The 26,676-nt window shown below is 31.7% G+C and carries 21 protein-coding genes, 1 tRNA gene and 2 pseudogenes; 7 read left to right on the forward strand and 17 right to left on the reverse strand.

The features are described 5' to 3' along the window. The first annotated feature begins 99 nt into the window (after window positions 1-99). Window positions 100-2,589, forward strand: a complete 2,490-nt coding sequence (locus NZD85_RS13500) for a cation-translocating P-type ATPase (protein ID WP_260542354.1) — start codon at window positions 100-102, stop codon at window positions 2,587-2,589. 36 nt (window positions 2,590-2,625) lie between these two features. On the opposite strand, the gene NZD85_RS13505 is transcribed toward NZD85_RS13500, so the two are convergent. The 8 genes from NZD85_RS13505 to hemH form a co-directional block, all read right to left on the reverse strand. Next, window positions 2,626-3,396, reverse strand: coding sequence for an alpha/beta fold hydrolase (locus NZD85_RS13505; protein ID WP_260542356.1), 771 nt, complete (start codon window positions 3,394-3,396; stop codon window positions 2,626-2,628). An 87-nt stretch (window positions 3,397-3,483) separates the two neighbouring features. After that, entirely contained in the window at window positions 3,484-4,050 is a 567-nt protein-coding gene (gene gmk / locus NZD85_RS13510) for a guanylate kinase (protein WP_260542358.1), read from the reverse strand. Next, a complete protein-coding gene (locus NZD85_RS13515; RefSeq protein ID WP_225532446.1) occupies window positions 4,050-4,910 on the reverse strand; it encodes a YicC/YloC family endoribonuclease in 861 nt (286 codons plus the stop codon). Before NZD85_RS13515 ends, gmk begins: the two co-directional genes overlap by 1 nt. A 137-nt stretch (window positions 4,911-5,047) precedes the next feature. Then, the gene (gene hutI / locus NZD85_RS13520) at window positions 5,048-6,277 is read right to left on the reverse strand and encodes an imidazolonepropionase (RefSeq protein ID WP_260542360.1); all 1,230 of its coding nucleotides are present in this window, start codon (window positions 6,275-6,277) and stop codon (window positions 5,048-5,050) included. A gap of 82 nt (window positions 6,278-6,359) precedes the next feature. Further along, entirely contained in the window at window positions 6,360-6,569 is a 210-nt protein-coding gene (locus NZD85_RS13525) for a hypothetical protein (RefSeq protein WP_171622423.1), read from the reverse strand. A 70-nt stretch (window positions 6,570-6,639) separates the two neighbouring features. After that, on the reverse strand, window positions 6,640-7,692 hold the full coding sequence (locus NZD85_RS13530; RefSeq protein WP_260542362.1) for a DUF3078 domain-containing protein: 1,053 nt from the start codon (window positions 7,690-7,692) through the stop codon (window positions 6,640-6,642). A 26-nt stretch (window positions 7,693-7,718) separates the two neighbouring features. Then, window positions 7,719-8,819, reverse strand: coding sequence for a DUF3078 domain-containing protein (locus tag NZD85_RS13535; protein ID WP_260542364.1), 1,101 nt, complete (start codon window positions 8,817-8,819; stop codon window positions 7,719-7,721). A gap of 81 nt (window positions 8,820-8,900) precedes the next feature. Beyond that, window positions 8,901-9,884 (reverse strand): ferrochelatase, encoded by a 984-nt coding sequence (gene hemH, locus NZD85_RS13540; RefSeq protein ID WP_260542366.1) that lies wholly within the window; start codon window positions 9,882-9,884, stop codon window positions 8,901-8,903. Between the two features lie 108 nt (window positions 9,885-9,992). Between hemH and ruvB the strand changes: the two genes are divergently transcribed. Both ruvB and queG read left to right on the forward strand, forming a co-directional pair. Then, window positions 9,993-11,030: a Holliday junction branch migration DNA helicase RuvB gene (gene ruvB, locus NZD85_RS13545; RefSeq protein WP_171622427.1), complete on the forward strand. Its 1,038-nt coding sequence runs from the start codon at window positions 9,993-9,995 to the stop codon at window positions 11,028-11,030. Window positions 11,031-11,167: 137 nt separating this feature from the next. Next, complete coding sequence (gene queG, locus NZD85_RS13550; protein ID WP_260542368.1) at window positions 11,168-12,115, forward strand: tRNA epoxyqueuosine(34) reductase QueG; 948 nt, start codon at window positions 11,168-11,170, stop codon at window positions 12,113-12,115. Window positions 12,116-12,200: 85 nt separating this feature from the next. Here the strand turns inward: queG and NZD85_RS13555 are convergent, their stop codons facing one another. From NZD85_RS13555 to NZD85_RS13565, 3 genes and pseudogenes are all read right to left on the reverse strand, one after another. Next, complete coding sequence (locus NZD85_RS13555) at window positions 12,201-12,977, reverse strand: superoxide dismutase (protein WP_260542370.1); 777 nt, start codon at window positions 12,975-12,977, stop codon at window positions 12,201-12,203. Window positions 12,978-13,300: 323 nt separating this feature from the next. Continuing rightward, window positions 13,301-14,179 (reverse strand): annotated as a pseudogene (locus NZD85_RS13560) (IS982 family transposase). A gap of 455 nt (window positions 14,180-14,634) precedes the next feature. Further along, window positions 14,635-14,719, reverse strand: a tRNA-Ser gene (locus NZD85_RS13565). Window positions 14,720-15,041: 322 nt separating this feature from the next. Between NZD85_RS13565 and NZD85_RS13570 the strand changes: the two genes are divergently transcribed. The 3 genes from NZD85_RS13570 to NZD85_RS13580 all read left to right on the forward strand — a co-directional run bounded on the left by NZD85_RS13570 (window position 15,042) and on the right by NZD85_RS13580 (window position 19,900). After that, complete coding sequence (locus NZD85_RS13570; RefSeq protein WP_260542372.1) at window positions 15,042-16,481, forward strand: glyceraldehyde-3-phosphate dehydrogenase; 1,440 nt, start codon at window positions 15,042-15,044, stop codon at window positions 16,479-16,481. A gap of 184 nt (window positions 16,482-16,665) precedes the next feature. Next, the gene (locus NZD85_RS13575; RefSeq protein WP_260542375.1) at window positions 16,666-19,644 is read left to right on the forward strand and encodes an Ig domain-containing protein; all 2,979 of its coding nucleotides are present in this window, start codon (window positions 16,666-16,668) and stop codon (window positions 19,642-19,644) included. 7 nt (window positions 19,645-19,651) lie between these two features. Then, window positions 19,652-19,900 (forward strand): hypothetical protein, encoded by a 249-nt coding sequence (locus NZD85_RS13580; RefSeq protein WP_260542377.1) that lies wholly within the window; start codon window positions 19,652-19,654, stop codon window positions 19,898-19,900. A 48-nt stretch (window positions 19,901-19,948) separates the two neighbouring features. Here the strand turns inward: NZD85_RS13580 and NZD85_RS13585 are convergent, their stop codons facing one another. After that, the gene (locus tag NZD85_RS13585) at window positions 19,949-20,977 is read right to left on the reverse strand and encodes a hypothetical protein (protein WP_260542379.1); all 1,029 of its coding nucleotides are present in this window, start codon (window positions 20,975-20,977) and stop codon (window positions 19,949-19,951) included. Between the two features lie 105 nt (window positions 20,978-21,082). Between NZD85_RS13585 and NZD85_RS13590 the strand changes: the two genes are divergently transcribed. Continuing rightward, window positions 21,083-22,591: a carbon-nitrogen hydrolase family protein gene (locus tag NZD85_RS13590; RefSeq protein WP_171623741.1), complete on the forward strand. Its 1,509-nt coding sequence runs from the start codon at window positions 21,083-21,085 to the stop codon at window positions 22,589-22,591. Between the two features lie 177 nt (window positions 22,592-22,768). Here NZD85_RS13590 and NZD85_RS13595 read toward each other — a convergent pair whose 3' ends face one another. From NZD85_RS13595 to NZD85_RS13615, 5 genes and pseudogenes are all read right to left on the reverse strand, one after another. Further along, window positions 22,769-24,064: a DUF3748 domain-containing protein gene (locus NZD85_RS13595; RefSeq protein ID WP_260542381.1), complete on the reverse strand. Its 1,296-nt coding sequence runs from the start codon at window positions 24,062-24,064 to the stop codon at window positions 22,769-22,771. A 148-nt stretch (window positions 24,065-24,212) separates the two neighbouring features. Next, window positions 24,213-24,767, reverse strand: a pseudogene (locus NZD85_RS13600) (REP-associated tyrosine transposase). A 29-nt stretch (window positions 24,768-24,796) separates the two neighbouring features. Further along, window positions 24,797-25,108: an HNH endonuclease gene (locus NZD85_RS13605; RefSeq protein ID WP_260542383.1), complete on the reverse strand. Its 312-nt coding sequence runs from the start codon at window positions 25,106-25,108 to the stop codon at window positions 24,797-24,799. An 18-nt stretch (window positions 25,109-25,126) separates the two neighbouring features. Next, complete coding sequence (locus NZD85_RS13610) at window positions 25,127-25,570, reverse strand: hypothetical protein (protein WP_260542385.1); 444 nt, start codon at window positions 25,568-25,570, stop codon at window positions 25,127-25,129. An 867-nt stretch (window positions 25,571-26,437) separates the two neighbouring features. Then, entirely contained in the window at window positions 26,438-26,662 is a 225-nt protein-coding gene (locus tag NZD85_RS13615; RefSeq protein WP_260542387.1) for a hypothetical protein, read from the reverse strand. Window positions 26,663-26,676 lie beyond the last annotated feature (14 nt).

Genomic DNA, 26,676 nt, shown 5'->3' on the forward strand with positions numbered 1-26,676 from the left:
AGTCTTTTTTGGTTTGAATCTAAATATTAATTAGACGATGTACAAACTCGTTTTTTCATTTGAATTAATTGTATTTTTAAGCTTATATAAATCAGTTCAATGAGTATCAAAATTCCGAGTCATTTAAAAGGATTATCTACCACCGAAGTAAAAGAATCACAACAAAAATATGGCTATAATGCTATAAAGGATGAACATAAAAGTACATGGTACAGTATGTTGTTTGATATCTTGAAAGAGCCCATGACAATTATTTTAATTGTGGTTTCAGTTATTTATTTACTTGTAGGTGATTTAGGCGAAGCAGCGTTTATGTTTGTTGCGATTCTTGCTTTAACAGGGATTTCTTTTTATCAAGATAGTCGTAATCAAAAAGCGTTAGAAGAACTCGAAAAATTGAACGAACCGTTGAGCTCGGTTGTTCGTAACGGCGAATTAATCGAAATCCCTACACACGAAATTACGGTTGGAGATTTATGTGTTACAGAAGAAGGAAAAATGATTAATGCAGATGGTAAAATTGTTCATAGCAATGATTTTTCTGTAAACGAATCGGCACTGACAGGTGAGAGTATGTCAGTTTTTAAAGATACCGAACATCCAGAAATTTATAGTGGAACCTTAACCGTTTCGGGATTAGCTTTTTTTGAAGTAACAAGTATTGGTGCTGAAACAAAATTAGGAAAAATAGGAACTTCACTTTTATCAATTAAAGACGAAAAATCACCTTTGCAGATACAAATTGAAAAGTTTGTAAAAGGAATGGCGATTATCGGAATCATAGTTTTCTTATTAGTTTGCGTTGTAAATTATATTCAAACGAAAGATTTAATCAATAGTTTATTGAGTGGATTAACATTAGCAATGTCTATTTTACCAGAAGAAATTCCTGTTGCTTTTACTACTTTTATGGCTTTAGGATCGTGGAAGTTACTACGTCAAGGAATTATTGTTAAAAAAAGTAGCGTTGTAGAAACCTTAGGGAGTACAACAGTAATTTGTAGCGACAAAACAGGAACAATTACCGAAAACTCGATGCAATTAAAAGCTGTTTATGACTTTAAAACCAATGCAATTTATGAAGAAGATAAGTTTCAGAATAAAGCAATTGCGGAGTTAATTGAGTATGCAATGTGGAGTAGTGAACCTGTTCCTTTTGATCCGATGGAAAAAACATTGCATCGTGTTTACGAGGCGACACAAAAAGATGTTAGAGCAAACTATCAGATGTTTCACGAATATCCATTGTCAGGAAAACCTCCAATGATGACGCATTGTTTTCGAAATGCTGAAGATCATCTAATTATCGCTGCGAAAGGAGCTCCTGAAGCTATTTTACAAGTTGCTCATCTTTCTGAAGAACAAATAATCCAGTTGCGAAAGGTGATTCGCGATTTAGGAACACAAGGATATCGACTTTTGGGTGTTGCAAAATCGACTTTTGGTTCGACTGATTTTCCAAAACAACAACAAGAATTGCCCTTTGAATTGTTAGGTTTTGTGGTGTTTTATGATCCACCAAAGAAAGGTATAAATGAAGTGTTTCAAAAAATATATGATGCTGGAATAAAAGTTAAAGTAATCACAGGTGATAATGCCGAAACAACAATGAGTATAGCTAATCAAGCAGGAATTATTCATGCCGAAGATCATATAACTGGAGCTGAAATTGCTCATCTTTCGAAAGAAGAATTGGCGAAAACTGCAGATGAAAAAGTTTTGTTCGCACGTATGTTTCCTGAAGCGAAATTAGCAGTTGTAAATGCATTAAAAGATAACGGAGAAATTGTTGCCATGTTAGGCGATGGTGTAAACGACGGACCAGCTTTAAAAGCAGCGCATATTGGGGTTGCAATGGGAGAGAAAGGAACAGAGATTGCGAAGCAAGCTGCACAATTGATTTTAACAAATGATGATTTTGGTAAATTAGTGATTGGAATTGAAGCTGGAAGAAGAATTTATACCAACCTAAAAAAAGCAGTTCAATACATAATTTCAATTCATATTCCGATTATATTAATCGTTTCCTTGCCATTATTTTTGGGTTGGGCATTTCCTCAAATTTTCACACCTGTTCACGTTATTTTCTTAGAGTTGGTTATGGGACCTACATGTTCGATTGTCTATGAAAACGAACCTTTGGAAAAGAATTCTATGAACGAAAAACCTCGTCCTATGACGGAAACTTTTCTGAATTGGAAAGAGCTTTCGACAAGTATAATTCAAGGATTAGCCATTACATTAGGTTTGCTTTTTATTTATCAATTTACCTATCAATCTGGTGGAGATGAAGATAAAACACGTGCAATGGTCTTTACAACACTTATTTTTTCGAATATTTGGTTGAGTTTAACGAATCGTTCATTTTATGATAGTTTATGGTCAAGTTTTAAAAATAAAAACTACTTAATGTTGGCTGTGATTATTTTAACCTTGTGTATTTTGTTTTCGATTTTATATATACAACCAATTTCGAAGTTTTTTAAAGTAACATCATTAAATGTAAATGAGCTAAGTTTAGCAATGATAGTTGCTGTAGTTTCGGTTTTATGGTTCGAAATTTATAAATGGATAAAACGTAAAAAATAAAAATGATTTAATGAATAATCATCGAGTTTATTGAGATTATAATGTATCAATAAACTCGATTGTTTTTTCAAAAGTAGGTACTTTATTTTCTTTAAAAGGCGTATGTTTAGCGTCAGGAACGATATAATTTTCTTTTCGTCCATTTACATTGTCGATAATTCCAATCACTTGTTCCATTGTTCCAAATTCGTCATCAATTCCTTGAATAACCAAAGTAGGACATTTTATATTTTTTAATTCTTCGCGAATATCAAAGTTTACAAAATCGGGTCTTAGCCATGTTTCGGTCCACATTTCAAATACTTTTTGCGTATTATCTCCGTGATATTTTCTTAAACGTTCTTTTAGGTTTGTTTCTGCGTAAGCAATTTTAGCAGCTCTAATTCCATTCAGGGTTACTTCTTCTACGATGACATGAGAACCAACAACGACAATTCCTTTTAGATTTTTATGGTACTTAGCTGCATACAGTAATGCAATTGTACCACCATCACTATGTCCAAAAAGAATAATTTCTTTAAAGTTGAAATGGTTGACAAGTTGATTTAAAAAGTCCGCTTCATCGTGCATATAAGTTAACTCGCGTCGATCAATTGTAAATGGAGATGATTTTCCATAACCTTTTCGATCATAAATAAACAGATTACAATTACTTTTTTCGGCAACTTCTTTTGGGAAATCCCTCCAAAGTTGTGTACACCCTAAGGAATCGTGTAAGAATATAAGTGTAGGTCTTTCTGGATTAATTTCGTGGTGAATGTAATGAATTTTAGCATCGTTGATTTCTAAACAAGTTTGGCTTTCCATTTTTTATTTTGATTTTCAGAATTAAAGATAACAAAAATGCCTCGAATAAATAAAATCGAGGCATTTGTATAGGATTAGGATAAATTATTAGTTGATAAAATCAGTAATAATATCTAACGTTTTTGCTTTTGCAGTTTCTAAATCATCATTCAAAAGAATAGTATCAAACTCTTTTGCTTTTTCCATTTCGATTCCCGCTTTATCAATACGCTGTTTCAACTTATCCTTGCTTTCGGTATTACGTGAAATCAATCGTTCTTTTAAAATATCTAATGAAGGTGGATTAACAAATACGGTTAAACATTCTTCTCCGTATAATTTTTTGATATTCAATGCACCAATTACATCAATATCAAAAATAACAGAATTACCTTCAGAAGTAATACGATCAACTTCCGATTTTAATGTTCCATAAAAATTATTACGATACACTTCTTCGTGTTCTACGAATTCGTCTTTTGCAATTTTTGTTTTAAATTCTTCTGGAGTTAAGAAATAATAGTCTTTTCCGTGAACTTCACCTTCGCGTTTATCTCTTGTTGTACAAGAAATAGAAAATTTGATGTGATCTAATTGTTCTAAAGCATAGCGAACCAAAGTTGTTTTTCCTGCGCCTGATGGTGCTGAAAAGACAATTAACTTTCCTTTTTTCATTATAAAATGTTTAACGATTGTTCTTTAATTTTTTCCAATTCATCTTTCATTTGAACGACAATTTTTTGCATTTCAGAATGATTAGATTTTGAGCCTAAAGTATTGATTTCTCGTCCAATTTCTTGAGAAATAAAACCTAATTTTTTACCATTAGATGCTATTCCCGCTAATTCTTTTAAGAAATATTCGCAATGATTTTTCAAACGAACTTTTTCTTCTGTGATGTCTAATTTTTCCAAATAGAAAATCATTTCTTGCTCAAAACGATTTTGATCAACATCAACTTTTAATTCTTCTAAACGTTTGTTGAAACGTTCTTTAATTGTTTCAATACGTTCTTGTTCAAATGGTATAACTTGAGTTAAAAGTTCAAGAATATTATTTAAGTTTAATGTTAAATATTTTTCTAATACTTTTCCTTCATCTAATCTAAATTGATTCAAAGCATTGATTGCTTCGATGATTGTTGCACGAATTTGATTCCATTCTTCTTCGTTCAAATCATCTTGCGTATACGAAATAACATCAGGCAAACGCATGATAACTGGTAACAATTCGCCGTCAGTCACATTTGGAGTGATCGACTTGAATTCTTCCATATAACTTTTGATTAATTCAGCATTTATAGATTGATTTCTTGCAGCTGGATTTAATTCAACCAACATCGAAAAATCAATTTTCCCACGTTGAACTTTTTCTGAAATAAGATTTCTGATTTCTAATTCTTTCTCGCGGTAAAAAGAAGGGATTCTTGTGTTCAAATCCAATGTTTTACTGTTCAAAGAACGGATTTCTATCGTTACTTTTTTTTCAGGTAATTCCAATACGGCTTTACCGTAACCTGTCATAGATGCTATCATAATTGTAAAATTATGCGAGCAAAATTACAATAAATTAACGTAATGTGAACTTAATATCGCTTTTAATGACTTTAAAGTTTTACATTTAGTTGAAATTTATATATACGCAAACACCATCACTCCTGATAATATTTATACTATTGATTAATCAAAGAACCATTTTTCCAAACATTTGTTGGTTGTAATTGTCCTTGATAATAAATAATATTACGATAATCGAAGGTAGAGAAGCTGATAAAATCGGCTTTTTTATCTTTTTCTATTGTTCCACGATCAGTTAAATTTAAAGCCTTTGCAGCACGAAAAGTAATTGCAGCTAAAACTTCAGCCATTGATAATTTCTCAAAAGTAGCTAATACAGAAGCTTGTGTCAATAGACTTCCCATTGGAGCTGAACCAGGATTCCAATCTGAAGCAATCGAAACACAACAACCAGCATCTAACAATTTTCGGGCAGGCGCATATTGCATTCCCAAACCAATAGAAGCACCAGGTAAAACTGTTGCTACAACATCAGAATTGGCTAGATTTTTCACTTCTTCTTTTCCAGAAAATTCCAAATGATCTGCGCTCAATGCATGGTGTTTAGTGGCTAAATAACTTCCTCCAGCCGTAAATTGATCGGCGTGAATGGTAATGTCAAATCCTTGTTTTTTGGCTTCGTTCAAGAAATAATCACCTTCTTCAACAGAAAAAGCAGATTGTTCCACAAAAATATCTATGCGGTTTGCTAATTCTTCAGATTTTAATTTAGGAAAAACTTCTTTTACCAATAATTCTAAATATTCTTTGTTCAAACCTTCAAAATCTTTTGGTTTCATATGCGCGCCTAAAAAAGTCGGAATCAAATCAATTTCACTTTCTTGATTCGCCATATTTATAGCTTCCAACATCTTGATTTCACCTTCAACAGAAAGTGCATAACCCGATTTTACTTCTGCAGTTGTAATTCCTTGTTTGGCTAATTGCGCAATATGTTTTAGTGTAATATCTTTCAGTTCATCAACCGTTTTTTTACGTGTTTCTGTCACGGTAGACCAAATTCCACCACCACTTTCTGCAATTTCTAAATAGGTTTTTCCGTCCAAACGCATTGCAAAATCTTTGGCGCGATTTCCTCCAAAACAAACGTGTGTATGCGAATCGACAAATCCAGGAAGTAAAACCTGTTCTGTTTCAATTCGTTCAATTTCGATGTTTGGATGTTGTTGAGAAAGCGTTTCGAAATGACCAATTTCTACAATTGTTTCATTGTCAGTAATAATCCCGCCATTTTCAAGAATATCGACTTGATTTTCGTGAATTGCGCCTTTTAAAGGTAAATTGGCAAGTGTTATAATTTGTCTGAAAGGACCAATTAACTTCATTTTGTTGTTTTATAACACAAGTTTACGAAATTTAACGGAGATTGTATTCGAATTTTGAAACTCGTTTAACGAACTTCGAAGTTTATTTTTTCTTCAAATAAGTAGGGTCGTTAGGGTATTTGATTACTTTAACCAACGTTACGATAGAGATGAAAACAAAAATTAAAATAACAATACTATTTACGATAACACGACTATTTTGATCATTAACTAACCCAATGTTAAGCTCGTAAGCAGCCCAAATTATAATTAAAACTTGTGGTAAAAGCGCACCAAAAATATTTTTTGTCATTTTATTCTTCTATTGAATTGTAAAGATAAAAAAAATAAAAAACCTGCTTATCAAAAGCAGGTTGAAAATATTATTGAGTGACTAATTTTGTTTCATTAAGAATTGGTTCATTCTTCAGAATATTAGTTGCGACTTCTATGGTGTTTTCTTTTTCTTCGAAGATTGGTGCTTCTTGTATGAAGGCTGTTGTTGATGCCTCTTCAACTTTTGGAGGCGTGTTATCAAATTTATAATTAAACCCGATTCCAAGCGTTTGTTTTACTTGAGTTTTTTTAATTTGATCTTCGTCATACAATAAGTTGACAGCAACTTGAGCCGAAACAAATTGATTGACTTTAAGGTCTAAAATTCCTTGATAGGCAACATCCATATTTCCGATTTTTTTTAAGTAATCAGCATAGATTCCTAAACGGCTGTCATAGCTAATACCATCCATTATTTGTAATTTGTATCGTGCGCCTAAATAAGCACCAAATTCAAATAAGGTATTGTCACCATCATTCTTAAGTCCAAAATTTCCTTTTTGTTGTAAATCTTTATCCAAAACAAATGTAACTCTTGGTGTAAAAGGATGAATGTTTACTTGAAAATTTTCGTTCGGTTTATAATCAACACCCAATCCTAAACTTAAATAACCTGGCGCCATTAGATTTGAAATTTTTTCTTTTGGATCTAACGAATAATCATATCCTTCTGTAAATTGCGTTCGGAAATTCATCGCTGCAGCCAAATACCAATTATTTCCGATGTTATAACCGTAAGATGAAGTTAAATCGATCACATCATTTGTTTTTCGAGAACTTTCTCCTTTATTGGTTTGAATTCCATAACCTAAAACGATACGATTGTCCCAAATATGTTTTTCACGGGTTAAATTGAATTCGTAATCAACATTCGCATTTAAAGCAAATGAATTTACACCTCCTGCAACCCAATTGGAAAAAGCACTTTGAGAGAATAAAAGTGAATTGTTACCTGATACAAACCAACCATGTTGGCGACCGTCAAATTTTTGATCTTTTAAATAGCGTTTACTATCAGTTGCAACTATCCCATCTTTTATAGTTTGAGCAAAAGACATCATAGAAGCAAATAAGGCTAAAGTGACTAAATGTTTTTTCATAAATAGTTAAAGTTGTTTTCGTTTAATTATTCCCAAAATATTGATTCAGATTTGATATAAGTAGCTTTTTCGTCAATGGTATTTTTTTCGAATACTTGATCATAATTACGTTTATCCAATTTGACTTTTGGCAGATGAATAGGAGCAATGCCAGTTGTATCGAAGTAGGGAAGAATCTCTTTTTTTCTTGATTTTTTTTTCGGTTTCTTTTTCGTGCTGTCTATTTTATAAGTTAACCCAATACCTAAGGTTTGCTTAAATTGTGTTTCTTTCACTTGGTCTTCATCATAAATTAGATTTAAAGCCAATTGAGTAGACATAAAGTGATTGATTTTCATGTCTAATAATCCTGCGTAAACAATATCTAAATTGTAAAACTTATTCGAATAATTAGAGAATATACCAATATTGTTATCGTAGGTTACATTTTCAAAAATTTTAACTTTATAACGACCACCTAAATAGGCTCCAACTTCGAAAAGTAAAGCATCTCCATCGTTGCGCAAACCATAAGTTCCTTTTGTCTGTAAATCTTTATCTGCAACAATTGTGGTACGAGAAGTTAATGGTTGAAATGTTACAGAAAAATTAGAATTAGGTGTATAATTTGCACCGACCCCTATTGTAATATACGCAGGAGCAAATAAATTTGATAGTTTCTTTTTGGGAGTTGCTCCATAATCATAACCAGCAGAAAACTGAGAACGAATATTAAGCGATGTAGTTAGATACCATTTTTCTTTAATCAAATATCCATAAGAAGTTGTAAGATTGATGTTATCTGCAGTTTTACGTGTTCCATTGGTTTTATTATCTAAGAATCCATATTCTAAAATAAAACGATTGTCCCAAAAATGTTTCTTTTTTCGGAAATTGAATTCATAATCAGCTTTTGCATTGAGAGAAACCGAATTTTCTCCTCCGGCCATCCAATTAGAAAATGTATTTTGATTGACAGTTAACGTATTTGATCCATAAATTTCCCAACCTGATGCACGACCTGTTGTGTCTACTTTAGACTTTAGATATTTTCGCCCATCAATAATTAGATTTCCACTTGTATCTAAAAACTGAGCAGAGCTAAAAACGGATAGGACTAAAAATAGGATTGAGATAAATAGTCTCATGTACTAAAAAAATATCTTTGTTTAAAATTGAAAAATTCTAAACAAAGATATCTAATTTATTTTGTAAGGTTAAAATGCTTTTTAATTATTTTCCCAACCTTGAAACCATTTAACTAAAGTATCAATCCAATCTTGACGATCATTTAAACATGGTATGTATGTAAATTGTTCACCACCAGCTTTTAAAAACTCTTCTTTACCCTCCATCGAAATTTCTTCTAAGGTTTCTAAACAATCAGCTACAAAAGCAGGAGTACAAACAGCCAAATTCTTCACACCTTCTTCTGGAAAATGTTCTAACGTTTCGTCTGTATAAGGTTTGATCCAAGGATCTTTTCCTAAACGAGATTGAAAGGAAGTGTAGTATTTATCTTTTGGTAATTGCAAGTATTCTGCCACTAACTCTGTTGTCTCTAAACATTGATTGCGATACGTTTCAATTGGTAATTTGCTAACTTTTGCTGCTCTTAGTGCTTTTTTATCGTGACGTTCTGGAATTCCATGATAAGAAAATAATAATTTATCGTAATTCTCGGGTAAATTCTCTTTGATAGAATCTCCTAAAATTTTAATATAATCAGGATGCTTGTAAAAAGCTTTTAAGAAATTTACTTTCACATCTTTGAATTTTTTCTTCTGAACTTCTAATACCTTATCTGCAACAGTTTCTGTTGTTGACATCGTATACTGAGGATAAAGTGGAACAACTAATATATCGCGAACGCCTTTATCATAAAGCTCTTGTAGTCCAAATTCAATCGAAGGATTTTTATAACGCATAGCTAATCCCACTGGAAAATCTAATTGCTCTTGAACTTTTTGTTGTAAAATTTTTGAATAAATAATTAATGGAGAACCATCCTTTGTCCAAATCTTTTTATACGCTTCAGCTGATTGTATCGGTCTTTTAGGTAAAATAAAAAGTTCTACGATCATTTTACGAATCAACCAAGGTGAGTCAATCACTTTCCCATCCATTAAAAATTCACGTAAATATGTTCTTACATCTTCAACTTCGGTAGAATCGGGCGATCCTAAATTCACTAATAATATTCCTTTGCTCATAATTCTTTTTATCTAAAAAAATATTGCGTTCTTTGTAGGTGTAAAAGTACGGCGGATAATTTAAATTGTTCTTCGTAATATTATCATTATAATTTATATCATCATTTTATGTCAGATTTATTAAATCCTGATAAAGAATTTTATCCAGACGACGATCTTAATCACGAAAATACCGTGCGTCCGCAAAGTTTTGATGATTTTGCAGGACAAGCTCATATTCTCGAAAATTTAGAAGTATTCGTAAAAGCGTCTAAACTTCGTGGAGAAGCCTTGGATCATGTTTTATTACACGGACCTCCAGGTTTAGGAAAAACGACATTGGCAAATATTATTGCGAATGAATTAGGCGTTGGAATAAAAATTACTTCTGGACCAGTTCTCGATAAACCGAGTGATTTAGCAGGTTTATTGACAAATTTAGAAGAAAATGATGTGCTTTTTATTGATGAAATCCACCGAATGTCACCTGTTATCGAAGAATATTTATATTCGGCAATGGAGGATTTTAAGATCGATATTATGATTGAGTCAGGACCTAATGCACGTTCAGTGCAAATTGGCTTGAATCCTTTTACCTTAATAGGCGCAACAACACGTTCTGGTTTATTAACTGCTCCTTTACGCGCTCGTTTCGGAATTAATTTTAGATTCGAATATTACAATGTAGAACTTTTAAGTTCGATTGTAGAGCGTTCTTCTCGTATTTTAGATACACCAATTGACGAAAGAGCTGCGATAGAAATCGCTGGTCGTAGTCGTGGAACACCTCGTATTGCAAATGCTTTGTTACGTAGAACGCGAGATTTTGCACAGATAAAAGGAAACGGAAAGATTGATTTATCAATCGCAGAATTTTCTTTAAAAGCTCTTAAAGTTGATGACAATGGTTTAGACGAAATGGATAATCGTATTTTATCAACCATTATCGAAAAATTTAAAGGAGGACCTGTCGGAATTACAACTTTAGCTACAGCAGTTGGTGAAAATGGCGGGACATTGGAAGAAGTTTATGAACCTTATCTCATTCAAGAAGGTTATTTGATGCGTACGGCGCGTGGTCGTGTAGCAACAGAAAAAGCCTATAAACATATTGGTGTGAAATATAGAGGTGAAAATTCTCCTCAAACCGATTTATTTGATTTGTGAATTTGTTCTAAGTTCTAAGTTTTGTCATTCTGAGTTTGTAGAAGAATTTTTATTATTGATGAGCTATAGAAATGAGTTAGAATTAAAAGGTTTGATTAAAAATATTCATAATTAATAAATCACAATTACGCATTGAAATGCTCCTTCAAACAGAAGAACATATTAAAATAAAATGGTCCCAACGAATTAAAGAAAAAGCTGAATTGTTAGGATTTATTTCGTGTGGAATAGCAAAGGCTGACTTTTTAGAAGACGAAGCACCTCATTTAGAAGCTTGGTTAAAAAATGATTTTCATGGAGAAATGAAATATATGGAAAATCATTTTGATATGCGATTAGATCCACGTTTGTTGGTTGAAGGAGCAAAATCTGTGATTTCGTTGACGTATAATTATTACCAAGATTTAGATCGAAATCCTAATTCGTACAAAGTTGCCATGTATGCACAAGGTGAAGATTATCATTTTGTTGTGAAGGAAAAAGTGCGCGAATTGTTAGATTTTATTCAAGATGAAATAGGAGAGGTGAGTGGTCGAGCTTTTACAGATTCTGCACCAATATTAGAACATGCTTGGGCAAAAAAAGCAGGAATTGGGTGGGTTGGAAAAAATTCGTTGACGTTATCCAAACAAAAAGGATCGTTCTTCTTTTTATCTGAATTAATTATTGATTTGGAGTTGGCTTATGATTCTCCAATTGCAACAGATCATTGTGGAAATTGTACGCGTTGTATTGATGCTTGTCCAACAGATGCTATTTTACCAAACAAAACAGTTAATGGAAGTCAATGTATTTCGTATTTTACAATCGAATTGAAAGATCAGATTCCTGCTGAAATGAAAGGAAAGTTTGATGATTGGATTTTTGGTTGTGATGTATGTCAAGAAGTTTGTCCTTGGAATCGTTTTTCGCTTCCTACAAAGGAAACGCGTTTTATAAGGCACGAAAGTATCAATCAATTTTCGAAAAAAGACTGGGAAGAAATTACCGAAGATGTTTTCCGAGTAATTTTTAAAAAATCACCTGTCAAACGAACTAAGTTTAATGGATTAAAAAGAAATATTGATTTTGTAAAATTAGAATGAATGGTTAAGTTTTCATTTTACATTCTTTTATAAAAAATGCTCCAAAGAAATATATTACTAATTGGAGCATTGTGTTTTAAGAAGTTTATTTCGCCTTCTTGTAATTATCTTCAACTTGTTTCCAATCCAAAACATTATTGAACGCTTTCAAATATTCATCGCGTTTGTTTTGGTATTTCAAGTAATATGCATGTTCCCAAACATCAATTCCTAAAATTGGTGTTCCTGCAACTTCTGCACCAGGCATCAACGGATTGTCTTGATTTGCTGTACTTGTAACTGCTAAAGAACCATCTTCTTTTACAACTAACCAAGCCCAACCAGAACCAAAACGTTTTGCACCCGCTTCATCCAATTGTTTTAACAATTCTTCTGTAGAACCAAATGTTGCATCAATCTTTGCTTTAAGATCTCCTTTAGGCTCTTTTTGAGGCGTTGGAGACATAATATCAAAATATAGCATGTGATTGTAATATCCACCAGCATTATTGCGTAAAGCACCATTGTTCATATCCATTTTTTTCAAAATATCTACGATATCATTTGATTTGATATTGGCTTCTTTTAATGCAGTGTTCATCTTGTTGATGTATCCTAAATAATGTTTAGAGTAATGAACTTCCATTGTTTTTGCATCAATGTATTCTTTTAACTCATCGTAACCGTATTTCAAAGGTTTTATTTGAAATGTCCCTGGGTCAGCTTTTACATCTGTAGGATTACCAACAGTTTCTTTTACTTGAATTGTATCATTTTGTACAACCTCATCTTTTGTTGTGTCAGCATTTTCCTTCTTCGTTTCACATGATTGAACAAAGAAAAGAACACCCAAAACTGACATCAAAAATACACCCTTTTTCATCTTTTAATTTTATGTAGTTTACTTATAATATTAATATTTCCACTAAAATAACAGATTTTGATTGAATATAAAATTCTTTACTTTTAATTTTCTGTTAAAGTCATCTAATTTTAAAAAATTACTATATCATATTTTTTATTAATTTTATAAAAACCAAAGATGAAATATTACCTAACTTATATTCTATTTATAATTTGTTCAATTTCTTTTTCTCAAAATATAGATGATAAGAGAGATTTGCTAATTAACGATCTTTGTAATATCCTTACAAAAAATAAAAATCTTAATGATTTAGAACGAATTAATTTAACCCGTTGTGCATTTTAAACAATACTGACTTTTAGATTATTGATATTTCGGTTAAAATATTCTTTGTTAATGAACTGTACAACGGTTAAAGTAGTTATTTTAGCCAATAATCTTGTTTAGAAGCCTTCAAAAGTTTTTGCATAATTGCGTCTAATCATAAACTGGTCACAGAGTTGTAAGAAAAGTGTTTCAATCCTTTTTCGCTGTTTTTTGAATAAATAAAACTGTGGCTTGTAGTCCTTTTGATTAACTCTTTTCGGAGTTTCGAGTTCTATATTGGCATATTTAAATAAATCAATCTGAATCTCAGACGACAAGTAGCCTTTGTCTCCAAGCAAGGTACAATCGGATAATTGTTCTCTGATATCTTTTAAATAATGGATGTCGTAAACGGAAGCAGGACTTAAATCCACACTTTGAAAAACTCCATTTATCGAACAAACTGCATGAAGTTTGTAGCCATAAAAATGCATTTTCTGAGAAGCACAAAAGCCTCTGTTTGGATAGCAATAGTCGTTATCTTTACAGATTTTTGAAGTATTCTCCTCGAGAGTTTACATACTTCTACGGGCATACTGTCAATAATGAAAAACTTCTCAAACTCATTAAAACTTCGGGCAATTTTCATTCGTAGATCATTTATTTTACTGCCCAATCTACGTTTGCGACGATTATAAACACTACGTTCTATTTTGCATTTTATCGCTTGAGGAATTTGTCGAAAAAGATGAATTTCGCTGTCAATACCCATAAATTCAGCAGTTAACGCAAGACTTATCAATTCCAAATCCTTCAATTTTGGAGGTCGTCTTTGATAGGCCAATAGGTTTTCATTTTGATATTTTTCGCAAAACTTCCAAAATTCTTTCGTAATTTGCATTCAAGTTGTTCATTATAAATGTTTTGCAGTTAATTCAATTTACTGATTTTCAATCAAATGAACAACTTTTATCTTTTTAATTCATAATGCACAACGGGTATTATATATATTCAATGAATAAAAAAGTGACAGAAAGATTCTTTAAGAAATTTTAATGTTCATTTTCATTCATCATTTAAGTTTCTTTGAAATAATAAACTAAACATTCATATTTTATTATTATTTACTTCTAAAACTACAACACTATTTGTAACCACAAGAATTACAACCAGTATATTATAGCCCGATGTCGCAGATTTGCAATTTGTGATTTTAACTCGATGTGCAGAGAGTGAAGGTGTTTCATATTCCTAAGAAAAGGAAAATAGATTCTAAGAAAAACTTACATGCTTCGCAACTATAATTTTTTGTTTTTAGGAGTTGATGAAAACAAAAAACCCAACAGATTACTCTATTGGGCTTTAGCAGCGGAGAGTGAGGGATTCGAACCCCCGGAGGTGTGACCCTCAACAGTTTTCAAGACTGCCGCATTCGACCACTCTGCCAACTCTCCAAAAACGCTGTTTATTGCGTATTGCGAGTGCAAATATAGAATGCTTTTTCGAATTACCAAATTAAAATTTCAAACTTTAATTTCACGAAAACGTTTTCGTGAAATATAGCTATTGCTTTAACTTGTTTATTAATATGCTTTTAATCCTATTTTGAGAATGTTATTTTTTAGTGTAAAAATTTATTCTTCATTAAAATTTTGCTGGAAATGATCTGTTTTTAATGACAATCATTAGTTTTTGTAAAAAAAATATACGAAATCGTTATAATTGATTACTTTTGCCAATAATTAAGTAAATAAACACATTTAAACATTTTCTAAAATGAACCACTCTTCTTATGATCAGCAACTTGCATCTTTCAATGAAATGAGCAAAAAGGTTGTAGAATTCATTAAAATTGTTTCAGATTTATGGTACGATCAATCTGTTGAATTGGTAATCTTCCGTAATCAATTAGTTGATAAAAACGTTAGTGATATCGTAAATTTACACCAATATGCAGAAGAATTTGTTGAAAACAAAATTGCTATTGATGATACTTTAGCGATTGCAAAAGCAATTTTTCAAGCAAATTTACCAGCTTCTCGACTTGATGTTGGAAAATTAGCAAAAGAATATACTTCAGGAAATTATACTTCAGCAGAAGCTTTTGTTGAAGAAAAATTAGGTGATAGTAGAAATGTAAAAAGTGTAGAGCCAAAAGATGTTGTGCTTTATGGTTTTGGTAGAATTGGACGTTTATTAGCGCGTGAATTGGCTTCTCAAATGGGAAAAGGTCAACAGTTGAGATTACGTGCTGTTGTGACACGCGATAAGCACGATCCGGTTTTATTAGAAAAAAGAGCATCTTTATTGCGTCATGATTCTGTTCATGGTGATTTTGATGGAAATGTAGTAGCAGACCACGAAAACAATGCATTGATTGTGAATGGTGTTACTGTGCACATGATTTCTGCAGCTCAACCAGAAGATATTGATTATACTGCTTATGGTATTAATAATGCTTTAATTATTGATAACACAGGTGTTTTTAAAGATGAAGAAGCGTTATCTCGTCATTTAAAATCTGTTGGTGCTGATAAAGTTTTATTAACAGCGCCAGGAAAAGGTGTTCCGAATATTGTTTATGGTGTTAATCATGAAGAATATAGCCCAGAAAATGTAAATATTTTCTCTGCGGCTTCTTGTACAACAAATGCGATTACACCAATTTTAAAAGTTGTTGAAGATAACTTAGGAGTTGTAAAAGGACATTTAGAAACAATACATGCGTATACAAACGACCAAAATTTGGTTGATAATATGCACAAAAAATATCGTCGTGGACGTGCTGCTGCTTTGAATATGGTAATTACTGAAACTGGTGCTGGTAGCGCAGTTGCAAAAGCTTTACCAAGTTTAGCAGGTAAATTAACTTCGAATGCAATTCGTGTTCCTGTTCCAAATGGATCTTTGGTCGTATTGAATTTAGAAGTTAGTAAAGATACTTCTGTAGAAGCGGTAAACAACTTGATGAAAGACGCTGCGTTGAACGGAGAATTAGTAGAACAAATTAAATATTCGTTGAACAATGAATTGGTTTCTTCTGATATTGTAGGAACTACTGCTCCATCTATCTTTGATAGTAATGCAACAATAGTTTCTGCAGATGGTAAAAATGTTGTGATGTACGTTTGGTACGATAACGAATATGGATATAGCCACCAAGTAATGCGTTTAGCGAAGCATATTGCGGGTGTTAGAAGATATACATACTATTAATAGTATTTTTTCCCTTTATTTAAAATTAATCCACTTTCCTTATAGGTTAGTGGATTTTTTTTGTAACCTATTCGTTTAAAAACAGCTAAATAAATTAATTGTTTTATATTTGTTAATATTATATTAATATTGATTATAAAAATTAACATTATTTTTGAACAACTAAAAAAAAACAATTTATTGTATGAAAAAACTTTACTTTTTTAAATCATCTCTGCTAACCTGTTTGTTGACAGGATTTGCTTTTGGGCAAGGTTCTGAAACTTTTGAAACTCAAACAAAATTAACACCCTCATATTCAAATGGTTCATTTTCTGGAGAAACAAATGGAATTATTTGGAATTATGTCAGCGCTCGTGACGAGGGAGATTATCCTATTACATCTAAAGGAATAATGCTAAGAGATAAAGATCATACATTAGAAACTACAATTTCTAATGGAATCGGAAAATTATCTTTTGATGTTAGAAAAGCTTTTACTGGAGGTTCAAATAATAGAAAGATTGAAGTTTTAGTAGATAATGTAGTTGTTTTTACTTCACCAACATTTGGAAAAGCACAAACGGATGCTACTATTCATTCATTTGAAGTAGAAATAAATAAGTCAGAGGCAGCTGTTATTACATTTAGAAATGCAGGATCACAAATCACTTTAGATAATATATCGTGGACAGGATATGAAGTCACAACGAATCAGCCTCCAATAGTTTCTTCTAAAACAATTACAGGAACTTATGGAGTATTATTAACTGATGGACAAGTAACAGCTACAAATAACCCTACATCATGGACACAAACAGGGGTATTACCATCAGGAATAGAATTTAATACAAATGAAGGTTTGTTCTTTGGTACACCAACACAAGCAGGTACTTTTACTACACAAGTTACAGCTACAAATGAAATAGGTACATCTACAGCAGCTGCAGTAACATTTGAAATAGCTAAAGCAGATCAAACCGTAAATTATACATTTGAAAATTTAACTCAAAACCAAGGAACTACCTTTGCTGGGTTACCAACCCAAACAGAACAAGGGGTAAATATTGTGTATACATCTGCGGATAACTCTATTGTTTCTGCAAATGGAAACGTTTTGTCTTTTGATGGTATTGGATCTACAACAATTACTGCTACAGCATTAAGTACAGATAACTTTAATGAATATACAACAACTTTTAATGTAAAATCAAATGATCCTAATGCCACTTATTGTTTTGAAGAAAAATTTGATGGACTAGAAGGTGATAATACAAGTTCAAATGGATCTGGTACAGCTTGGAGTGGAAATGATAATTTTCCTACAGTTTCTAGCGCTTATCAAGCAGGGGATGCTGTGAAGTTAGGTACAAGTAAATTAAATGGTTCAATTACGTCAAAAGCGTTAGATCAGATATCAGGTAATGTTACTGTAAGTTTTGATGTAAAAGGATGGTCTTCCGTAGAAGGTAGTATGAATATTACATTGGGTTCAGAAACTAAAAATGTTATTTATACAGCTAAAATGGCTGATGCTTTTGAGAATGTAACTGTAAGTTTTGAAAATGTTGCAGCAGGTTCTACTTTAAAATTAGAAACATCAGCAAAAAGAGCATTTATTGATAATGTAAGAATCCAATGTTCTTCTAGTAATAATTCTACAACTTGGGACGGAACTGCATGGTCTAACGGAGCACCAGATCTAACAAAAGAAGTTATTTTACATGCAACTCCAACAGAAAGTTTTTCTGCGAAGAAATTAACTATTGAGAGAGATATGATTATTCCTGCAGGAATTACAATTACTGTAGAGAATGAAGTTGTTAATAATGCAACTTTAAGTTTTGATCATGGAGCTTACTTAATTCAAAATAATGACAATGCAACGAATGTAGGTACTGCTATTTTTAATAGAAAGTCAACACCTATTTATCGTTTAGAAAACATGACATGGTCATCGCCAGTTATTGGGCAAAATATTTTTGAGATTTCTCCAAAAACTTTAACTAATCGTTTTACAAGATTCAACGAATCTACAAATGACTGGGATGCGAATGTAACCTCTACAGATACTTTCCAAGCAGGTGAGTTAATCGCATTTAGAGCGCCAAATGATTACAACAATTACGGAGAAGGTGATGCTCAGGTATTTGAAAGTTCATTCAGAGGTCAATTATTTAATGGAGAAGTAACAATTCCTGTAACTAAAACATCTAAAGGAAATAATGCAGTAGGAAATCCTTACGCGTCACCACTTAGTTTAGATGCTTTAATTGCTGCTAATACATCAGTAGGAGTAAACTCTGTTTATGTTTGGACGCATTCTAAACCAATTGTAAATGGAGCATATCAAGGTTCTAACTGGGTTATTTACAATGGAACAGGATGGAATGATAATAGCGTAACTTCTCAAAATATTGATATTGCACAAGGATTTATAGTAAAAGTAGCAAATGCAGGAAACTTAGTACTTAACAATGCGATGCGTACCTCAGCTAATGGTCCAGTTTATTACAAAGAACAAAAAGATAGATATTGGTTAAGCTTATCAAATGATCAAGGTAAAATAAATTCTTCTTTAATAGGATATGTAAGTGAATCAACAACTGAATATGATCAAAATTTTGATGCTCACCCATTTGACAATAATAATGAAGGATTATATTCTGTTTTGAACAATGATTTATTTGTAATTCAAGGACGTGGAGATTTCAATAACGAAGATTCTTTTGATTTAACTTTCAATGTTAAAAAAGCAGGAACTTACCAAATCAATTTAGAAAAGTTTGAAGGTGTTTTCGAAAATCAAAATATCTATTTGGTAGACAGAAAATTAGATAAAGTATTTAATTTAAGCGAATTAAAATCTTATTCTTTTGATACAGAAGTAGGAGAAATTAATTATCGTTTCTCAATAAATTATCAAAATAAAACATTATCTACAAATGATTTATCTAAAAAAGGATTGGTAGTTTATGCTCAAAATAAACAGATTACAATTTCATCTAAAGAATCAATAAAATCAATAAAATTAGTTGATATTTCAGGAAGACAATTACAAAATATTCAAAACATAAATATAAAAAATTATGTAATCAATTTGAATCTAAATCCTCAAGTTGTTGTAGTTGTTGTAGAGAATACAAATGGTACAACTGAATCTAGAAAAGTAATTTTAAAATAATTAACGTATGAAAAATATAAAAAAAATAACCTTATTATTTTGTTTGATGTCTACTGTGACTTTTGCAAACACTGAAAAAGGTGGAATTCGTTTTTTTGAAAGGAATAACACTACTCAAAAAGCTGATGATACAGATGATCCAAATTATCCTACTGCAGATCAAGATCCAACACCAATCGATGATTATTTACCATTATTGGTAATAGGGGCAGGATTGGTTGCTTTACGTTTCAGAAAGCAGTTATTAAAAAACTAATTTCTATAAAAAAGAAAGCTTCTCAATTTTGAGAAGCTTTTATTGTTTTTATTCCAAACTGTTAATGATAGCTTTATGCAAAATTTCGCCCATAGTCTTACAATCTTCATACGATTGGTCTTTGTAAAACTTCGCGAAACCTTTTCGTAATTGTTCTATATTTTCATCTTTAGAAATCGTGTCTTTTTTTATGATTTTCATTAAATCTCGAAAACGCTTTGAGCTGTTTGAAATTCTTTTCGTGATCAATGATTTTACTTCTTTTCGATATTGATCGATAGAATTAGGTTTTAAACGATCATTGACTAAATCAACCATTATTCGATTCTCTTTAAAATATTGTGGACGATATATTTTTAGATTTCCTTCATAACATTGTTGATCAAAATCTATTGGTCGAATTCTGTAAATCACTTGATCAAAATCATGGATCGGAATTACCACATAATTATACGAACGCATATCGCCCAAAAGACCAATAAAACAACGTTCATTAAATTTTACAAATTCCTTCGCAATCTGATTTTTTTCTAAATCGTTACATTTATCCAAATCATTTTTAATGAAAACATCGCCTGGTATTCCTAAAATATGTTCCTCAATAAGCGTGTTTTTATACACCAAAAAATTAATTCGGTGCGGAGACAAAATATCTTCTAATTCTAAACCATAAATACGCGAAGCATCTGCTTGTTTAATATAGAAATTGGTATAATTATCATTCAGAATATTTCTCACACGAATTCGGAATGGTTTCGAATTTCCGAATGTACAATAATCAATAGAATCAACAACGAGATAAGGTAACGACTCTTCATCACCATCCGAGTGCAAGTAGGTGTAAATTCTATTCAAACTATCTTGTATTTCTTGATGCTCCGAATCGGTATAATAAACACCCAACCAATGGGTGTCATTTCCTTCTTTATCTTCCAAAGCAACACAGCCCGAAAAACGCATCAAATCATCATATTCTATACTCGCTTTAGTTGTGCGATGATATTTCTCTAAATAATGATTTAATTCGTCACTCACAGGATAAATAGGCTTTCTAAACTCTATTTTTACATCTTTCATTTCATGCTTATTACTCTATACGAAGATAGGTCTAAATTTATTTTTTTATAATTGTAAATTGGATTATTATTTGTTAATTTAAGACCAAATAAAAATCTTAATAAAATGAATATTCAAGTCAGAAATTTGACACTTGAAGATTATAGTGATTTGACTATTTCAACAAAAGAAGCTTATCACAATCAACTTGGAACATGGACAGTTGAAGAAATAAAAGAATTGTTAGCTATTTTTCCACAAGGACAATTGTGTGTTGAAGTTGATGGTAAAGTTGTAGCTTCTGCATTAAGTATTATTGTAAATTCTAAGAAAACAAATCTTGAGTCAGATTACGATACGATTACTTCTAATGGGAAATTCTTGAAACACGATTCTGAAGGTGATATTTTGTATGGAATAGAGGTTTTTGTGCATCCAAATTATCGTCAACTTCGCTTAGGTAGACGCTTATATGATGAGCGAAAAGCATTGTGTGAAGAGATGAACCTGAAGTCGATTGTCGCAGGTGGTCGTATTCCAAATTATTATAAATATTCGAAAGAATTAACACCTCGTCAATATATTGAGAAAGTAAAAAGCAAAGAAATATATGATTCTACGTTGGCTTTCCAAATTTCCAATGATTTTAATGTCAAAAAAATCTTGAAAAATTATCTGAAAGACGATAAAGAATCGTTAGAATATGCGACGCTATTAGAATGGAATAATATCTATTATGAATCAGAATTAACATCAAATTCACCTACCAAACGTAATATTCGTCTTGGATTGGTGCAATGGCAAATGCGTTTGTTTAATGGGTTACAGGATTTTTATGATCAAATCGAATTCTTTGTAAATGCAGTTAGTGATTATGGTTCGGATTTTATCATGTTTCCAGAGTTTTTCAATACACCGTTGATGAGTCCTTACAATCACTTGAAGGAAATTGAAGCGATGCATCAATTGGCAACGATGACAGATGATATTGTAAAGAAAATTCAAGAATTTGCCATCACCTATAATGTCAATATTATTTCTGGTTCGATGCCACATCTAAAAGATGGTAAACTATACAATACGTCTTTTCTTTGTCATCGTTCGGGTAAATTAGATTCGTACAGTAAAATTCATATTACACCAAACGAATTCAAGTATTATGCGTTAAATGGTGGTGATGAAATCAAAGTTTTTGATACGGATTGTGGTAAAGTTGGATTACTAATTTGTTACGATGTCGAGTTTCCTGAATTAAGCAGAATTTTGGCAGATCAAGGAATGGAAATTTTATTTGTTCCTTTCATGACAGATACGCAAAATGGATATACTCGTGTCCGTAGTTGTGCGCAAGCTCGTGCCATAGAAAATGAATGTTATGTTGCAATTGCAGGTTCTGTAGGGAATTTACCACGCGTTAACAATATGGATATTCAGTATTCTCAATCGGCTGTTTTTACGCCTTCAGATTTCTCATTTCCAAATAATGGAGTGAAGGCAGAAGCGACACCAAATGCCGAAATGGTTCTTGTTGCTGACGTCGATTTGTACCTTTTGAAAGAGTTGCATGAATATGGAACAGTAAAAACAATGAAGGATAGACGAAAAGATTTGTACCAAGTGCAATTGATAAAATAACCTAAACAAAACCTCCAAAATGGAGGTTTTGTTTTAGTTCTTATTCTTGTGACTATCTCTTGAATAAGAACAATAATTAACGATATAGATTTTAGGTTCGGTTGAAAATCTATTCTAAATGTAGAACTAAATTTTTATAAAAACAAAACATTTAATATCACAATTCGAATTTTAACATTAATCATAATCATAATTTAATTCTATTTCGAAGATTTGAATATATTTTTTATTGAATTTATTCGGTGCAAATTGATTAAAATAGATTTTTTTTCGGTTATTTGAAAAATGAGGGATTCCTGTTAACTGATGATTGAATGTGTTGTTTTGATAAAGTACGCTCGATTTTTTTTCAGTTAGATCTAAAATGATAATTTTTTGATCACTAAAAAAAACAGCTAATTTTCCATCAACAGATAGATTGAAAGGAGAATCAATTGATTGTTCTAAAAATGAATATTGAATAATCTCGTTAGAAATCAAGTTTACGCCAAATAATTGTGTAATTTGATGTTCATCTTCCATTAAAAAGTAGATGACTTTTCCGTCTTGAGAAGAACGTAACCAATGACGAAAGTTACTAATTCCTTTTTTGGTAAATGTGATTCTTTTCTGCGAAATACACTTCGGAACATCTGGTAATGTTGTTGTCGTTCCTAATAAATTATCGGTTTCGTCAATAATAATTTTATCAGGAATAGTTGCGACAAAAATTTCAGTTTTCAAATCACCATTTTTATCTCTTACATGTCCTTGAAAAGCAATGTTATGAGAAGAATTTATCCAACATTCATCAAAAGCTTTTTCAATTTCATCACTTCCATTTGTAGGAAACGGAACAACTTTAGAAACGATGATTGAAAACATTTCGCCCGAATTATTCTCTAAATTTTCATCAAAATTAACTTCTACTTTTTGGGGAAACATCATTCCAACTACGCGCTGATCTTTAACGGTAGGATTGTGCTTTGACTCTTGTTCTAAAATAAAATCGTTGTACGTGAAACTTATCCAATTCGTTTCTTTTTTCCACGAATGCGAATGTGTTCCACCTCTCAAAGCTCCGTTGGTAAATGGGGGCTGAATGTTGCGAGCATCCATAAAAATGGGTTGATTCGGATATTCTAAATCAATTGCTACCGCAGTTCTTCTTGTAGCTGAATATGGATTTGTTTGATTCGCATTGCGAATTCCATGGATGAAAATGACTTTATTTTCGATTTGAGAAAATGACACCGCTCCAACTCCAGGTCCAAACTGTGTTTGATTTTGGGTTTTATAAATTAACTGATTTTCTAACGTTTTGGTATTGAATAAAAAAATAGAAGAAGTTTCTCCAATTTTTGTGTCATCATTACGAGTATCATAAACCAAATATTTACCATCGAATGATTCGATTTGGAAATGATGCAAAGTGTGTCCAAAATTATCAAAGGTTAGTTGAGTTGGCGAATTTGTATGTATTAGAGTTGTCATAATGGCAAATTTAAAATTGATTTTTGGTTTTATTCCAACCTTCAATCAAAAGAAAAACGTCAATTTATTTATTTCCTTCGATAGTTTAATTAGAAAAATCCCCGATGTCGCGGATTTGCAATCCGTGACCTTATCTATACATCTATATCTACCCCATAAACACTACCTTAACTTCCAAATCATTATCCAAACCTGCATAATTAAGTGCCGAACTGAAATAATAATCTTCTGCATTTACAACCACTTTCTCTTTTACAGGATTTTGATGAATGTAATTTATCTTCTCCTTTATAAATGAATTAGAATAAACAGATTCTGCATGGTAACCATCTTGCCAAACCTTATATTGTTGCTGGCGTTTTAAATGTGCACAAGCTCCGGTAAAATATTTTAACATCCATTATCGTCTGCTTTCAGGTTCATTTATTATGGTTTCTATTATTTTTTTACTTGTGTACTTTTTAAAATCTCGCATTATTTCTGCTAATGTTAACGATTCTACACTTTTACAAAGCAAATGCAAATGACTGTGCATTAAAACATAAGCATAGATTTCTAAACCTTTATGCTTTTGACAATATCTTAAGGCATCTATAATTACATTTTTTTGATTTAGCCGTGTAAAAATATCTACCCAACCTACTGTTGTTATGGTTATAAAATAGGCACTGCTACTATCGGTTGCTATGTATTTTGTTGACATGATACTATTTTATTTCAATGAACTTTCTTTTATGTAGCACGGATTGCAAATCCTCGCGATCGGGTTTTTCCATCTTCATGATGATGCCAAGTTATCTTTTCCCATTTTCCATTAATTTTTACTAATAATGGGGAACCTTTTGCTAAATCTTTTATTTCTTCTATTCCATCTTGTTTTTTTAACCAATCTCTTGCATTTGTAAAATCATCTGTATAATTTCCTTTAGCGTCTTTAAAGTTATATTTTTCACCTAAGGTTTGTCCCATTTTTTCAAAATCAGGAAAACCATATTTATTAAACCAAACGCCATTGTACAATTTTTCTCCGCCATCAACCCCCATCAAACCTGCTGGTACGGATTACAAATCCGCGCGATCGGGTTCCACTGTTTCGAATGCCGTATTGAATTTTAAGATGAAGATTTCCAGCTCCTTATTTTCATGATTGTATTTTTTAATCTCATCAAGTTCATTTGCAGTTAGTTCTTTAGGATAATTAGTGTCTTTTTGTAAATATACTTTTTTATCAAAAAAAACAATATAACCCATGATAGTCAAAGAAGTATTCATTTTACGATTCAAATAAGCTACGTAGAATTGTATGGATTCCTTATGTTTAAAATCCACCTCAAAATTTACTCTTTCTTTAGTTGCCAAAATACCTTCTTTGCCATGAACCGTGACTATTGCCAAAATTTCGGGATCGGCTGTAAGCATCGCCCAGTCTGGTAAAGCATAAGTGAATTTGTCTTGGTAATGTTCTTCTATTTTTTGTTTGGCTATTTGTAATAATTTTTCCTTCAAAATATGATTTATTTTTACTCTTTGTATTCTTTCCCTGTGAAAATATCGATGTAGTAATATTGCTGGTTATGATAAAAATATCTTCTGATTGGTAAACATATTGTATTTTACCAATTATACGTTTTTTTCTAATTTGTTTTTTAGATAGAATTTGATTACCCCGATGTCGCGGATTTGCAATCCGTGACTTTATCTATACAATTCTACTGTTGTTATGGTTATAAAATAGGTTATAAAATAGGCACTGCTACTATCGGTTACTTTTTGTGCAATAACCTCAAAACTTCCTGTAACAAGTCCGGGTGCCTTAATAGTAGCATTAGAGGAATCTGAATAAGTAGGTTTTTCTATCTCTCCTGTTTTTAATAGATAAGTTGTAAGACCTATTCCTTCAGATATAATTTTTATGTATTTGCCTTTTATCTCTATCTTTTTTCCATCGGCAAAGGGTTCATCGCTACTAAAGTTTCCTTTTAGATCATATCTATTTACACTATTTTCTGCTAAAAACTTATTGGTTTGTGCCTTTATATGTTGTGATAACTGTTGTAATTGCTGTTTGGTTGCCTTATTATCAACTACTTGTATATTATTTCTTATTCCAAATGCTTTTACTTGGATGCGACCATTATCATATGTATATCGGATTTTGGTATCTATTTTCGTATCTGTCCAATCTCCGCTATCAATTTGATTGTTAGTTAAAGCTTTTTTTACTTCAACTATCTTTCCGCTTTCCTTTGCAAAAATTTTCAGCTTATTACCAATCCATTTTTCTAATTCTGCACTTTGGTTTCCGCTTTGCTCTTCGCTTTAAATGACGATAATAAACCTGTCGGTCCACCCCGAACAATTCATAGGAGAAACTTATGGTTTCTTTTTGTTCCTTTCGTAAAGAGTGGATAGTTCGGGGGGTGAGTTTTTTCGTATATCAATTTGATATTCCTCTTCGGCAAGGTTAATCATCATGTCAAAAATAATAGCTTTTTTATCCGCTACATAAGCCTGTTTTTCAAGAAAGGTCTTCTGTTTTTGCAAAAGTTTTACTTGAGCTTCAAGCTCCATAATCTTTTGTTGTGGTGGCTTTGGCATATTCGATGGGGATT

This window comes from Empedobacter stercoris, from assembly GCF_025244765.1.
GTDB lineage: Bacteria > Bacteroidota > Bacteroidia > Flavobacteriales > Weeksellaceae > Empedobacter > Empedobacter stercoris.